Consider the following 14,249-nt stretch of genomic DNA (forward strand, 5'->3'; position numbering starts at 1 on the left):
TCTCGCCCTTTGGCACAGGCAGCCCAGCCGCTACCCCCGATATGTGGATTCGCATATTGTCATAGGTCAGGACGCACGCGGGGAAGACGTACGCGTCGATATGGAGGAGCTTCTCGCCACCCGCCTGCTGGTGCAGGGCAATTCGGGTTCGGGCAAGTCGCATCTCTTGCGCCGCCTGCTGGAGGAAAGCTCTGGCATGGTGCAGCAGATCATCATCGATCCGGAAGGCGATTTCACGTCCTTGTCCGAACATTTCGGCCATGTCGTGATCGACGCCGAAAGCCATTCGCAGGCCGAGATCGAGGCGTTGGCCGCGCGCACCCGCGAACATCGCGCATCGGTGGTGCTGGGGCTGGAGGGGCTGGACGTCGAACTGCAGATCCGCTGCGCCGCGCAATTCATTACCGCCCTGTTCGATGCACCACGCGAACACTGGTTTCCGGCCCTTGTCGTGGTGGACGAGGCGCAAATGTTCGCGCCTTCGGCCAGCGGCGAGATGGCGGAGGACACGCGCCGCCTGTCACTGGGCGCGATGACGAACCTGATGTGCCGCGGGCGCAAACGCGGGCTTGCCGGGATCGTTGCGACGCAGCGTCTGGCAAAGCTTGCCAAGAACGTGGCGGCTGAGGCGTCAAACTTCCTGATGGGCCGCACCTTCCTCGACATCGACATGGCTCGCGCTGCCGATCTCCTCGGCATGGAGCGGCGGCAGGCGGAGCAGATCCGCGATCTTGAGCGCGGGCGGTTCCTCGGGCTTGGCCCGGCGATCACGCGGCGGCCCGTCGCGATCAGGATCGGTGCGGTGAAATCGGGGTCGCGCGCCAATGCCAGCGCTTTGGTGCCGCTGCCCACCGCGCCCAGGGAAGAGATGCAGGCGCTGTTGCACAAGGAACTGGACAAGGTCGTGCCCCCGCCGCCGCCGCCCCCGCCGCCGCGCCGCGCCGTGGAGGAGTTGGAGCAGTCCATGCGCCCCGCCCCGATGAATGCCCCGCCCACGCGCGACCGGCAGCCTTTCGGCGCGCCTGCCATGGCAAGCGGCGACCACGAGGAAATGCTGGAAGAGATCCTGGCCGAGCTGGCAAGCGATCCGCATATAACCTTTCAGCCCAGCGCCTCGCAGTTCCAGAGCTTCATGATGGCCTGCCGCCGCAAGGGGGCCACCGCGGCGCTGCTCGACATGACCGCGTTTCGCCGCCGTTTCGCGATCGCGGTCGCGGGGCTGCATCAGCTGGACGATGAAACGCAGGGCCGCGTGCTGGCGCTGGGCGATCTGGTGGATGATGACCTGCTCGCCCCGTTCCTGCTGATCGCCCGCGATGCGGCGCAGGGCGGCACCGGCCCCGACGAAGACGAACTGGGGCGCGCCTATGGCACCAGCTCACCGGGACGCATCCGGCGGCTGCTCGATCACCTTGAACGAAAGGGGCTGGTCGTCACGCGAGAGGATTACGGCGGCGGGCGCTCTATCAGCGTCCCCGGTATCGAGACCGTTTAAGCCGCTTCCTCGACCCAGCCGCTGCGCAGGTGCTTGCCCGCGAACAGCATCAGCACGCCAGCCACCAGATAGAGCGCGAGCGCGAAGAACATCGACCAGCGCAGGGCTTCATCGCCATAAACCGGCTGAAGCAGCGTGGAGAGCTGGCCCAGCGCGTAGATGCCTCCGCCAAGACCCAGCAGATTGTTGATGAGGAGAAAGAGCGCCGAAGCGGTCGCACGGCCAGCCGGCGCGACCAGGTGCTGCACGGCGGAAAGTACCGGACCCAGCCAGACATAGACCAGCGCCTGCGGCACGATGAAAAGCGCGAATGCCAGCGTGACGCTGCCGCTCATGATGCCAGCGGCAAACAGCGGCGCGCCGACAATGAAGGAAATCGCCGGGACCCAGGCGAACCATGCCCGGTCCCTGCCGCCGAGGCGATCCGCGACCCAGCCGCCCAGCAGCATTCCCGCCACGCCGCCTATCAGCAATACCGCGCCAAAAAACCAGGCTGCCTCTATCAGCGTGAGACCGAAGCTGCGCTGAAGGAGGCTGGGTAGCCAGAAGGCGAGGCCATAGCCGCACATCGATGACGAGGCCGCGCCAAAGGACAGAAACCAGAATGCCGGTTTCTTCGCCAGCACGCCCGCCGTCACGGCAAGGCGCGGCTGTTCGGGCGCATCTTCACCCGGGGCTGCCACGGGGCGATTGTCACGCACGAGCAGGCGGAACACCGGCGCGATCAGCACGCCGCACAGGCCAACAACCAGAAACGCCGCGCGCCAGTCGACCGCGGCCGCGATATAGCCGCCCGCCATCACCCCGACCGCAGACCCCAGCGGAATGCCGAGCGAATAGATCGACAGCGCAAAGGCGCGGCGTTTCGACGGGAAGTAATCCCCGATCAGCGCGTAAGAAGGTGCGACGCCGCCAGCTTCGCCCACCCCGACGCCCAACCGCGCGAGGAAGATCTGCCAGAACCCGGACGCAAGCCCGCAAGCGGCCGTAAAGCCGCTCCACAACACCAGCGATATGGTGATTACCCAGCTGCGGCTGGTGCGGTCGGCCAGTGTCGCCAGCGGCACCGCCAGCACAGAATAGAAGATCGCAAAGGCCAGCCCGCCCAAAAGCCCCATCTGCGCATCCGACAGGTCGAGATCCGCCTGGATCGGCCCTGCCAGGATCGACACGATCTGCCGGTCGACGAAATTGAAGATATAGACGACGAGCAACATCGCCAGCACCACATTGGGCTTCGACGGCTTGGCGGCGCTGGCGATTGTCGTGCTCATGCGGGATAATGCTCTTTCAGAAATGTCTCGATCGCAGCCCTTGCCGCCGGTTCGTCCAGCAGCGGCGTATGACCGCGCTGCGGAACATCGACATGGGCGAACGGCCCTTCGTGGCACCGCCCCATCTCGGCCACGGTTTCGGCGGAAAGGAGATCGCTCATCTCCCCCCTCACCACCAGCACAGGGCGCGTGCCCATCGCCTGCCAGATCGGCCAGAGGTCGACCTTCTCGCTCTCCCCCGCAAAGGGAACGGCGATGGCCGGGTCATAGGCATAGGCAACACCATCGCCTGTCTCCTGACAGGTGCGGCGTGCGAAATCCATCCAGTCCTTGTCGGTGAAATCGGGGAAGACAGGACCATTGATGCGCCGAACGGTCGCGGCGGCCTCGTCCCAACCGGCGAAACCCTTGCTCTTACCGACATAGCTGCCGATCCGTTCCAGCGCGTCGGGTTCGATATGCGCGCCAACGTCATTGAGCACGACCGGGCCGATGCGCTGCCCGAATTCGCCGCCCTCGGCGATGGCGGTCATGGCCATGGCGATAAGCCCGCCCATGGAGGTGCCGATCAATCCGGCGCTTTTGATTCCCAAATCGTCCATCAGCGCGAACATGTCGGCGGCATAGACATCGGGGCGATAATTCATCGGCTCCGGGTCCCGGCCCGACAGGCCGCGCCCGCGCACATCGGGCACGACCAGCCTGTAGGTCCCCGCCAGCCAGTCGATCATGGGCTCGAAATCCGCGCTGTTGCGGGTGAGCGCATGCATCAGCAAGAGGGTCGGCGAGGAGCCGTTCGCACCGGGATAATCCCGGGCGAACAGCTCCAGCCCCCCATCCGCGCTGCGGAAGCGGTGTTCGCGGTAGTCGGTCATCTGCGAATGATCCTGCGTTCCGATCCCGGCGGGATCAGAAGCGGACCTCGGCAGTGACGAACACGCGGCGCGGATCACCGTAGAAGCCGGTCACGTTGTTCTCGAGACCCAGCTGCGTGTTGTAGACGAAGTCATAACCCGCCACGACGTAACGCTTGTCAAAGATGTTCTTCGCATGCAGCCCGACCTGGAAGGCATCCGAATCCGCCGTATAGACAAGGCTCGCATTGGCGAGGAAGAAACCGTCCTGATCAAGGAACGGTGTCGCGAATTCGAACTGCTGGCTGTCCGAACGCAGCGAGATCGAACCGATCAGGTCGACCATGCCCGATGCCGCCGGGATACCCATGTCGAAGCCCCAGTTCGCCGTGAATTCGGGCGTGTTCTGGATCGCGGCAATGCCAGAGATATCGGTGTCGCCATCGAAATATTCGTCATATTTCGCATCGACATAGCCCAGCGCCATATTAACGTTGAAGCGGCTGCCCATCCCGGCGAAATCCCGGCCGACCAGGGCATTGGCTTCGAACTCGATACCGTTGATCGTGGCCGCGGCGGCATTGGTGGTCACGCCGATAAAGGTCTCGGTGATGCCGTCGCCGTCGACGTCATAGCCCTTTGAACCCGGGATCTGGATGTTCTTGTAATCGCTCATGAAACCGGCAAGGCTGACGTTGAGGCGGTTCTGCAGCAGCGATGCCTTCCACCCCAGTTCAAAGCTGTCCACCGTCTCCGGCTTGAAGCGCATGAAGTTGAAGATCTCGTCCTCGCTCACCGTGCCATCGCCATCGGCATCAGGCGCATTGGTGGTGTAGCCGCGCGGGTCGAAGCCGCCACCCTTGAAGCCCTTCGAATAGGTGAAGTAGATATTGTGGTCGCGGTTCGGCTTGAAGCTGATCGAGGCACGCGGGGTGAATTCCTTGAACGTGTCGCTGCCGTCGAAATCGGAGGTAACCGCGATGGGCACGCCGCCATCGGCGAACAGGTCCGAATAGTTCAGGATATAAGTCGTACGCAGCACGCGCGAGGAGCGCTTGTCATTGGTATAGCGGCCACCCAGCGACAGGCTGAACTGGTCGGTCAGCTCATAGGTGAAATCGCCGAATATCGACCAGGTCTTCGTGTTGACATCGCCCAGCGTCTGCGCGGTAAGGCCCGGCAGGCCGATCAGGTCGCCCGTCTGCCAGATCGCCACATCGAAGGCGGTAAAGGCATTCGCATCGAGGTAATAGGCACCCAGAACGCCCGACAGGCGATCGCCTTCATACAGGAACTGCAGTTCTTCGGAGAGCTGGTCGTTCTTGTAGATCGCAGGCACGTCAAGATCGACCACAGGCAGTGAATCGAAGTCGATCGGCGAGGTGGACTCGTCCTTGCGATAGCCGGTGATCGACTTCAGCGTGATCGTGTCCGAAATCTCATAGGCGATGTTGAGCGAGCCGCCATAGGCCTCGACCTCCTGCTTGGTCACGTTGAGGCCGGCGCGGGTGTTGTAAACATTGTTCAGCACCGGCGCATCGCTGAGGGCGGGATTGCCAGGCAGGAAACGATGGCCCTGACGCGGATCGGAATTGTCCTTCACATAATCGCCTGCAAGGCGGATGAAGAGCGGGCCGTTTTCATATTCGACCGTTCCGCGCGCGGCCCAGACGTCCTTGTTGTAGTTCTCGACCCCGTCGAGGTTGAGGTTCTTCCCATAGCCGCCGCGCGACAGCCGCGCGCCCGCAACGCCCACGCGCAGCGCATCGCTGACCGGGGTGGCGGCGGAGACGATCAGGTCGGCCTGGTCATAGGAGCCATAGGTGCCGCGCACCTTGACCTGCGTTTCGTCGGGCAGGCGGGCGGTCACATATTTGATCGCGCCGCCGATGGTGTTGCGGCCATAAAGCGTGCCCTGCGGCCCACGCAGAACTTCGATGCGTTCGACATCATAGACGTCGAGCACGGCGGCCTGCGGACGGTTCAGATAGACATCGTCGACATAAAGGCCAACGCCCGCTTCGAAGCCGGCGACCGGGTCCTGCTGACCCACGCCGCGGATGAAGGCGGTGAGCGTGGTGTTGGTCCCGCGCGACACTTCGAGCGTGAGGTTCGGGACCTGCTCGCCCACCTGTTCGAGGCTCTGCGTGCCCTGCTTCGACAGCGCTTCGCCGCCGATCGCGGTCAGCGAGATCGGAACGTCGATCAGGCGCTCTTCGCGGCGACGCGCGGTGACGACGATTTCTTCCACGCCATCGCCTGCGTCAGCCACGTTGGGCTGCGCGACGGCATCGGCATCGATGTCGGAATCCTGCGCCATCGCCTGCGGGGCGAAAGCGGTGGCAGCGAAAACAGTGCCGGTGGACAGAATGAGCTTGCACGCGGTGGAAAGGCGCAGCTGTGCCTTGAGCATCCGAAATTCTCCCATGTGAACCTTGTTATTGACGCGACCAATATTGAAACCCGAACCGGCTTTCAACTTTTATTTTTTGCCAATGGCGATTTCCGGGTCTAGCCATGGGGCATGAGCCAACCAGCCGACACCGCCTTTCCGCCCTTTCCGGGTGGCAAGCAGCCCCGCACCGAAAGGGGGCGCCGGTCCCTGCGCAAGCTGCTGGATGCCGCGGCGCTGGAGTTTGGCGAGAAGGGTTTCCACGAAGCGTCGATCAGCGGCATCACCAGCCGCGCAGGCATGGCGCTGGGCAGTTTCTACACTTATTTCGACAGCAAGGATTCGCTGTTCCGAGCGTTGGTAAGTGACCTGTCGGCCCGCGTCGGGACTGAGGCGCGCGAGAGGCTGGACCCGGCGCAGGATGCATTGGGCGCAGAGCGCGCCGCCTTCTCCGCCTTCCTCGATTTCGCGCGGGAGCATCAGGAAATCTACCGCATCATCGACGAGGCCGAATTCGTCGATCCCGCCTCGTTTCGCCAGCATTACGAATCGGCCGCCCAGCGCATCAACGAACGATTGAAAACCGGCATGAAAAAGGGCGAATTCCGCCCCGATCTCGACGAAGCGCATGGCTGGGCGATCATGGGAATGAACGTGTTTCTCGGCCTGAAATACGCGATCTGGTCGGAAGGGCGCACGACCGACGATATCGCCTCGGTCGCACAGTCGATCCTGAAGGGCGGCATCGTCAAACCATGACATTTGCCGTCTGATTTCAGGCGCCTCGCCCATAATCGGTCATCATTTCTTGTTATTCAGGCGCGATTTAGGAACGCTTCGTCACGTTTGATGCGTGAAAGCGTCTTGGGTCGCCGCGTGTCTTCGCCCGGCCCAAACCGGGGGAGAGATATGAAGCGTTTCGCCAGCCAGTTCGCCATCGCCTGCGCGGCCAGCGCCACCATCGCCGCTGCCGCCTATGCCCAAAGCGCACCCGCGCCGGGCGCGGCATCCGACCCCACCGGCAAGAGCCAGCAGGGCGATGTCTCCGTCACGATCTACAATGGCGATACCGCGCTGGTGCAGGACGTGCGCCAGCTGCCCTTCCCGCGCGGCCGCACCCGTATCGAATTCCCCGATGTCTCCAGCCGCATCCGCCCCGAAACGCTGAGCTTTGCCGCAGACGGCACCGGTATCGTCGAGCAGAATTTCGATTTTGACCTCCTCACCCCCGCAAAGCTGATGGAAAAGGCGGTGGGCGAGACGATCACGCTGGTCCGCACCAATCCCGCCACCGGCAAGGAAACGCGCGAGCGCGCCAAGGTGCTTTCGGTCGCGGGCGGCGTAGTCGTGCAGATCGGCGACAGGATCGAGGTGCTGCGCGATGACGGCCTGCCCGTGCGCGCCGTTTTCGACCGCGTGCCCAATGGGCTGCGGGCCCGCCCCACCCTGTCCGTCACCGTCGATTCCTCCCGCGCCGGAACACGCCCGGCCTCAATCCGCTATCTCACGCGGGGGCTGGGCTGGCAGGCGGATTACGTCTCTCTTTACGACGAAGTGGCGGGCACGATCGACATGCAGGGCTGGGTCACGCTGACCAACAATACGGGCACGACGTTCGAAGACGCGAACACGGTGCTGGTGGCGGGATCGCCCGCTGGCGCGAGCAATGGCGGTTATCGCCCCGCGCCGACACGCGGACAGGTGCGCAGCATCGGGACGGAAAGCGCGGGCCGCGAGCAGCTCGCCGATTATTACCTCTACCCGCTGGCGGCGCGCACCACGATCGCCAATGCGCAGACCAAGCAGGTCAGCTTCATGGATGTACAGGGCGTGCCCGCGCAGAAAATCTATGCCCGCACGGTGAACTGGCTGCAAAGCGACAGCCAGCCGGTAAAGGCGGAGAGCCGTCTCGCCTTTTCATCGTCCCGCGATGGCGGTCTGGGCGATGCCCTGCCTGCCGGAACCGTGCGGTTCTATCAACGCGATGCCGGCGGCACCCCGCAATTCATCGGCGAAGACCAGATCGGCCACACACCGATGGGCAGCACCATGAGCCTGAAGCTGGGCGATGCCTTCGACGTTGCGGTGGAGGCTGCCGTGACGGCGCGCACGAGAATCGATTCCGAGGATTATGTCCGCTCCGCCCGGTACCGCGTGATCGAGGGCGACAACGTCCGCCAGATCGATGTGCAGCGCGCCCAGACCTTCTGGCGCACGACCATGCGCTACAAGGTCACCAACGCCAAGGACACGCCGGTCGAGGTCGAGGTAACGCAGGCGGGTTTGGACCGCGGGTGGATCAGCCGCGATTTCCGCGTGGTCAATGAAACCATCAAGGGCGAGCAGCAAAACCTCGACCAGCGTGTGTGGAGCGTGCCCGTCCCCGCCAATGGCGAAACGGTGCTGAGCGTCACTTACGAGACGCGGTACTGATCCGGGGCGGCGCGGTGCTGCAAAGGATCTTCAGGCCGGGGCTGCATCTGGCGGCGCTTCTTGGCGTGGGCGCATGGATTGCGGGTGTCGTGCCCCGGCCCGGTCCCGCCGATGCGCAGGAGATGGCGCGCGCCGCCGTCGATGCCTCCGCACCCACCGACATTGCAGTCACGATCTATCGCGACGAGGACCGGATGGGCGGGCCCATCGATCCCGACTGGGCGGGCGGCTTCGCGATGATTTCGGAAACGCGCACGGTAACGCTGCCTGCCGGGCCGTCGCGCGTCCGGTTCGAAGGCGTGGCCGAAAGCATGGTCGCGGTATCGGCCATCGTCACCGGCCTTCCCGGCGGCACGATCGAAAAGAACCGCAATGCCGCCGTGCTCTCGCCCGCTTCGCTGGTGGATGGGACATTGGGCAACCGTGTCACGATTACTCGCACCAATCCCGGCACGGGCGAAGCGGTCAGCGAAAGCGCGGTCGTGAAGACACGCGCCGATGGCGGGCTCGTGCTTAAAACCCGAGATGGGTATGAGGCGGTGCGATGCGCAGGCCTGCCTGAAAAGCTGACCTTCGACCGCGTTCCTGCCGGTCTGTCGCCGCAGCCAGTCTATAGCGTCGATACGGTTTCGCCGCGCGGCGGCACCTACACGGTGACGCTCACCTATCTCGCCACCGATTTCGACTGGCAGGCGAATTACGTCGCCACTTTCGACCGGGCGAGCCGCGAGAAAGAGCGCACGCTAAAGCTGATGGCATGGCTGACGGTCGCCAATAGCAATGGGCAGAGCTTTCCGGGCGCCGAGCTGATGACCGTGGCGGGCCGGGTCAATGTGACCAGCGATTACGAACAGCTTGCCGATGCGCCCGATGCAAAGCCGCTGCGCCTCACATGCTATCCGCTGGGCAGCACGGCGACCGGCACGCAGCCGACGGTCTATGATGATGGCGGCGGCCTCCGCGTGCCGCCACCTGCTCCAGCCGCGATGATGGCCGAATCCATCGTCGTCACCGCGCAGCGCAAATCGGCGAATGGGTTCGCGATGGACGAAGTCGCCGACATGGAGGCGAGCGAGGAGGCACTGGGCGATCTCAAGCTTTATCGCGTGCCCGTGCCGGTCGATGTCTCGGCGCAGGGGCAAAAGCAGGTAAAATTCCTGGATCTGGGCGCGGTGAAGGGCCGCATGGTGCATTTCGCCACCTGCGACCGGGAGGCGGAAACGCCCGCCATGCTCCGGCTGGAGGCGAAGAACCTTGAGGCGAACGGCCTTGGCCGGGCCTTGCCTGAAGGACAGGTGGCCGTATTCGAGCCCAGCCGCTTTGGCCCGCTTCTGGTAGCGGAAGACCAGATGCGCGATTTTGCCACGGGAGAGGACGTGGAGATCATGCTGGCGCTTCAGACCCCGGTGCTGGTCGATTGCCGCCCCGTTGGCGATGACCGGGAAGAAGCGATGGAGCGTTTCGACGAACTTCTGGCTGCCGGCAAATGGGCATCGCAGGAGGCAGTGATCACCAACCCCACCGCTTCGGCCATCAGCTTCCAGCTTGTCCTGTCACCTGCCAGCGTGGTGGAGATCCGCAGGGCCAGCAGAAAAATCGAAACCTATCGCGGCAATCAGGCGATGCGGATCGACGTTCCCGCCGGATCCAGCCGCACGATCCGGTGGCAGATGCGTGATCCCTCTGCCCAGCGCTAAAAGCGTTTCATCCAATATTGCATCGGCTTGGCAGTCTCCTGCGCCTCGCCCCGGTCCTTCCACGAAAGCTCAGTCGTAAGCCCCTCTACCGGGGCATAGCCACGATTGGTCCAGAACCGGTCATGCGGGCGATAATCGGCAGGCCGCGCCGGATGGTCGGCTGGCCTGATGACCGATGCGAAACAGGTGCTGTCCGCCCCCGCTGCCCTCGCGTGCCCTTCGCGGGCGTCGAAAAAGGAATGACCCACGCCCTGTCCGCGATATTCGGGCAGCAGCACGCTTTCGCCGAAATAAAACAGATTGGCGGTTGCGATCCCGCGCTCTTCAAAAGGTCTGCGAAATTCTTCCTTTTGCGAGGACATCGGCGATGCGGTAGCCACGCCGACGATGTCGTCGCCGTCCAGAGCGGCGACCAGCACGCTGCCCGGTTCGGCGATGAATTCGCGGACGTAGCGCGCCTCGTAAGCGGGATCGCCATCATAGAGATAGGGGTATTCCGCAAAGACCGCGATGCGCAGCGCCGCCAGCGCTTCGACGGCCTGCAGCAATTCCCCCCCGGTCAAGGCGCGGATGGCTATGGCCATGATTCAAATCCTCTTATCCCAATGGCTTCGCCAACGCGTGGAACCGGCATGCGGTTTCAAGCGCTTTTCACCAGTTGAAAGGGGAAATGCAATGGCGGCACGCGCCTATTGGCAAGGTCAGATCAGGCTCGCGCTGGTGTCGATACCGGTGGAGATATATCCGGCGACGAAATCGGGGGCATCGATCAGCTTTCGCCAGATCCACGAACCGTCGGGCAAGCCGATCAATTATGAAAAAGTGGTGCAAGGTATCGGCCCGGTCGACCGCGACGAGATCGTGAAGGGATACGAGCTGTCGAAAGGCAATTACGTCCTGCTCGACGATGAAGAGATCGAGGCCGCCAAGGTAGAAAGCCGCAAGACGCTGGAGCTGGTGCAATTCGTCGACGCGCATGAAATCGACGTGTTCTATTTCGAAAAGCCCTATTTCGTGGTCCCCGCCGACGATCTGGCGGATGAGGCTTTCATCGTGCTGCGCGACGCTTTGCGCAAGGCGAAGAAAGTGGGCCTTGGTCAGCTGTCTGTGCGCGGGAGCGAGAAGCTGGTGTCGATCAAGCCATGCGGCAAGGGGCTGGTGCTGGAGACTTTGCGCTATGCCGATGAGGTGCGCAAAGCACAAAGCTATTTCACCGAGATCCCGGATGACAAGCCGGACAAGGAACTGCTCGATCTGGCGACCCAGCTGATCGAGAAGAAATCCGCCCCCTTTGACGCGAGCGAATTTCATGACCGCTATGTCGATGCGATCAAGGAGATCATCGACAAGAAGGCCAAGTCGAAAGGCAAGAAGGTAATCGAGGATGTCGACGAGCCTGCGCCGAGCGGCAAATCGAACGTGATCGACCTGATGGCGGCGCTGAAGGAATCGGTCGATGGCAAGGGCGGGAAAAAGAAGGCGCCCGCCAAGAAATCCACCAGCCGAAAGAAGAGCGCCTGATCCGTGGCCGACCTTCTCGCCGAGTATAATTCCAAGCGCGATTTCGCGAAGACGCCAGAACCCAGAGGCGCACCCAAGGGCGCGCCGAAAGGCAAGGCGAGCAAAAAGGGCAGCAATCGCTTCATCGTGCAAAAGCATGATGCGACCCGCCTGCATTGGGATTTGCGGCTGGAGATGGACGGCGTGCTGAAAAGCTGGGCCGTGACCAAAGGCCCCTCACCCGATCCAGACATCAAGCGGCTGGCGGTGCGCACGGAAGATCATCCGCTCTCCTATGCCGATTTCGAGGGCACCATCCCCGCAAAGGAATATGGCGGCGGCACGGTGATGCTGTGGGACAGCGGAACATGGGCCCCGATCGAAGGCAAGAGCGCCGACGACATCAAGGAAGGCCATCTCCACTTTACGCTGAGCGGCGAGCGGATGAAGGGCGAATGGCTGCTGATCCGCCTGAAACCGCGCGGCAAGGAGAAGCGCGAGAACTGGCTGCTGCGCAAGATCTCGGACGAATACGCCGAAGCCGGTGACTCGCTGGTGGAGCAGGCGCTGACCAGCGTGCAAACGGGCCGCTCCATGGCGGAGATCGCGGCGGACGAAGGCGGCGATTTCGCGGCAAAGATGAAAGAGGCCGCCGGGCCTGAGAGCAAGACGGCCAAGCCAAAGCGCAAGGCCACGGCGAAACAACCGAAATTCCGCAAGCCGCAACTGGCCATGCTGGTCGACAGCGTGCCCGCCGGAAACGGCTGGATGCACGAGATCAAGTTCGACGGCTATCGCGCCATGATCGCCTGCGCTGGTGACAAGGTCACGGTCTGGACTCGCAGCGGCAAGGACTGGACCGAGAAATTCGGCCCCCTTGCCAAGGCCTTGCAGGGCCTGGACTTGCCGCCCTGCCTGATCGACGGGGAAATCGTCGCCTATGACGCAAACGGCAATCCCGATTTCTCGTCCTTGCAGCAGGTGCTGAAGCGCGGCCATGGATCGCAGGGAGAGAAAGACGCATTGGGTTTCCACGCCTTCGACCTCCTCGAACTTGATGGCGAGGACCTGACGAAGCACACGAATATCGAGCGCAAGGAAAGGCTGGAGGCACTGCTGCGCGATGCCAACACGCCGATCCATGTCGCCGATCACGTTATCGGCGCGGGTGAAAAGCTGTATGAGCAGATGTGCAAGGCTGGGCAGGAAGGCATCATCTCGAAGAAGATTGACGCGCCCTACCGCTCCACCCGGTCAAAGGCGTGGGTAAAGGTCAAGTGCACGCGGCGGCAGGAATTCGTGATCGTCGGCTTTGCCAGATCCAGCGCCAAGGGGCGGCCCTTCGCCTCGATCCTGCTGGCGCAAGAGGAAGATGGCGAACTGGCCTATAAGGGCAAGGTCGGCACCGGGTTCGATGCCGACACGCTGGATGACCTCGCCGCGAAGTTCGGCAGGATCAAACGCAAGACCCCGCCCGTGGACGTCGAGCGCGCCGATGCGCGTGGCGCGGTCTGGCTGACGCCAAAGCTGGTCGCCGAAGTCGCCTTTGCAGAATTCACGGCGGACGGCCGCGTGCGCCATGGCAGTTTCCTTGGCCTGCGTGGCGATAAGGATGCGGGCGAGGTGAAACCCGAAAAGGCAAGCAAGCCCCCGGCGGACAGCATCGTTGAGATTTCCAGCCGCGAACGCGTCGTCTTCCCAGACAGCGGCCAGACCAAGGGCGAGCTGGCCGATTACTACACGGCCATCGCCCCGTTGATGCTGCCCTTTGCCGCAGAGCGCCCCGTGAGCCTTGTCCGCTGCCCGCAGGGGCGCGCGAAGAAGTGTTTTTTCCAGAAGCACGACAGCGGCGGTCTGGGCGATGCGGTGCACCACGTGCCGATCAAGGAGAAAGACGGTGGGACCGAGGATTATCTCTTCGTTCGCGATACCACCGGCATCCTGCAATGCGTCCAGATGGGCACCATCGAATTCCACGGGTGGGCATCGCGGTCGGGCGATGTGGAGAAGCCTGACCGGATGATATTCGACCTCGACCCCGATGAGGGGCTCGATTTCGATAGCGTGAAGCAGGCCGCCAGCGACATACGGGATCGCCTCGCCGAACTCGGCCTTACCAGCTTTGCCATGCTTTCAGGCGGCAAGGGCGTGCATGTGGTGGTGCCGCTGCGCACCGGTCACGGCTGGGACGCGCACAAGGATTTCGCGCGCCGCTTCGCCGAAGCCATGGCGATGGCCGAACCCGAACGCTTTACCGCGACGATGAGCAAGGCCAAGCGCAAGGGCAAGATCTTTATCGACTGGCTCAGGAACCAGCGCGGATCGACCGCCGTGCTCCCCTACTCCGCGCGCGCCCGCAGCGGTGCGCCGGTGGCCGTGCCCATCGGATGGGGGGAGTTAAAGGACATGGAGGATGCGCATCCTTTTTCGATTTCGGATGCAGACAGACTGCTGAAACGATCGCGGACGAAGGCGCTGACGGGATGGGGTTTCGCCGATCAGCGCCTGCCTGACCTATAACCGGTACGGTTCTTTAATTTTCCTACATCGAACCAGAATGCCACACCCTCGCGCGCAATTCCGCCTGCGAAGGATTCCCAGCCC

At 63.2% G+C, this 14,249-nt stretch carries 10 protein-coding genes; 6 read left to right on the top strand and 4 right to left on the bottom strand.

The features are described 5' to 3' along the window. The first annotated feature begins 43 nt into the window (after positions 1-43). Positions 44-1,495 carry a helicase HerA domain-containing protein gene (locus tag A9D13_RS07420; RefSeq protein WP_066772152.1) on the top strand — a complete coding sequence of 484 codons (1,452 nt, stop codon included), beginning with the start codon at positions 44-46 and terminating at the stop codon, positions 1,493-1,495. On the opposite strand, the gene A9D13_RS07425 is transcribed toward A9D13_RS07420, so the two are convergent. Genes A9D13_RS07425 through A9D13_RS07435 form a run of 3 tightly spaced genes read right to left on the bottom strand, consistent with a single transcriptional unit; the run spans position 1,492 to position 6,036 of the window. Further along, positions 1,492-2,769 carry a spinster family MFS transporter gene (locus tag A9D13_RS07425; protein ID WP_066772086.1) on the bottom strand — a complete coding sequence of 426 codons (1,278 nt, stop codon included), beginning with the start codon at positions 2,767-2,769 and terminating at the stop codon, positions 1,492-1,494. The two genes, A9D13_RS07420 and A9D13_RS07425, sit on opposite strands and share 4 nt — an antisense overlap. Continuing rightward, complete coding sequence (locus A9D13_RS07430) at positions 2,766-3,644, bottom strand: alpha/beta fold hydrolase (RefSeq protein ID WP_066772087.1); 879 nt, start codon at positions 3,642-3,644, stop codon at positions 2,766-2,768. Before A9D13_RS07430 ends, A9D13_RS07425 begins: the two co-directional genes overlap by 4 nt. Before the next feature lie 34 nt (positions 3,645-3,678). Next, entirely contained in the window at positions 3,679-6,036 is a 2,358-nt protein-coding gene (locus A9D13_RS07435; protein WP_156521955.1) for a TonB-dependent receptor, read from the bottom strand. A gap of 111 nt (positions 6,037-6,147) precedes the next feature. Between A9D13_RS07435 and A9D13_RS07440 the strand changes: the two genes are divergently transcribed. The 3 genes from A9D13_RS07440 (at position 6,148) to A9D13_RS07450 (ending at position 10,145) form a co-directional block, all read left to right on the top strand. Continuing rightward, complete coding sequence (locus A9D13_RS07440) at positions 6,148-6,774, top strand: TetR/AcrR family transcriptional regulator (protein ID WP_066772089.1); 627 nt, start codon at positions 6,148-6,150, stop codon at positions 6,772-6,774. 150 nt (positions 6,775-6,924) lie between these two features. After that, entirely contained in the window at positions 6,925-8,448 is a 1,524-nt protein-coding gene (locus tag A9D13_RS07445; RefSeq protein WP_066772091.1) for a DUF4139 domain-containing protein, read from the top strand. A 14-nt stretch (positions 8,449-8,462) separates the two neighbouring features. Next, positions 8,463-10,145 (top strand): DUF4139 domain-containing protein, encoded by a 1,683-nt coding sequence (locus A9D13_RS07450; RefSeq protein WP_066772093.1) that lies wholly within the window; start codon positions 8,463-8,465, stop codon positions 10,143-10,145. On the opposite strand, the gene A9D13_RS07455 is transcribed toward A9D13_RS07450, so the two are convergent. Continuing rightward, positions 10,142-10,729 carry a GNAT family N-acetyltransferase gene (locus tag A9D13_RS07455; RefSeq protein ID WP_066772095.1) on the bottom strand — a complete coding sequence of 196 codons (588 nt, stop codon included), beginning with the start codon at positions 10,727-10,729 and terminating at the stop codon, positions 10,142-10,144. The genes A9D13_RS07450 and A9D13_RS07455 overlap by 4 nt on opposite strands. Before the next feature lie 91 nt (positions 10,730-10,820). On the opposite strand from A9D13_RS07455, the gene ku reads away from it, so the two are divergent. Next, positions 10,821-11,666, top strand: coding sequence for a non-homologous end joining protein Ku (gene ku / locus A9D13_RS07460; RefSeq protein WP_066772097.1), 846 nt, complete (start codon positions 10,821-10,823; stop codon positions 11,664-11,666). 3 nt (positions 11,667-11,669) lie between these two features. Further along, entirely contained in the window at positions 11,670-14,165 is a 2,496-nt protein-coding gene (gene ligD, locus A9D13_RS07465) for a DNA ligase D (protein ID WP_066772099.1), read from the top strand. The last annotated feature ends 84 nt before the right edge of the window (positions 14,166-14,249 follow it).

The sequence above is a fragment of the Croceicoccus mobilis genome, from assembly GCF_001661965.1.
GTDB lineage: Bacteria > Pseudomonadota > Alphaproteobacteria > Sphingomonadales > Sphingomonadaceae > Croceicoccus > Croceicoccus mobilis.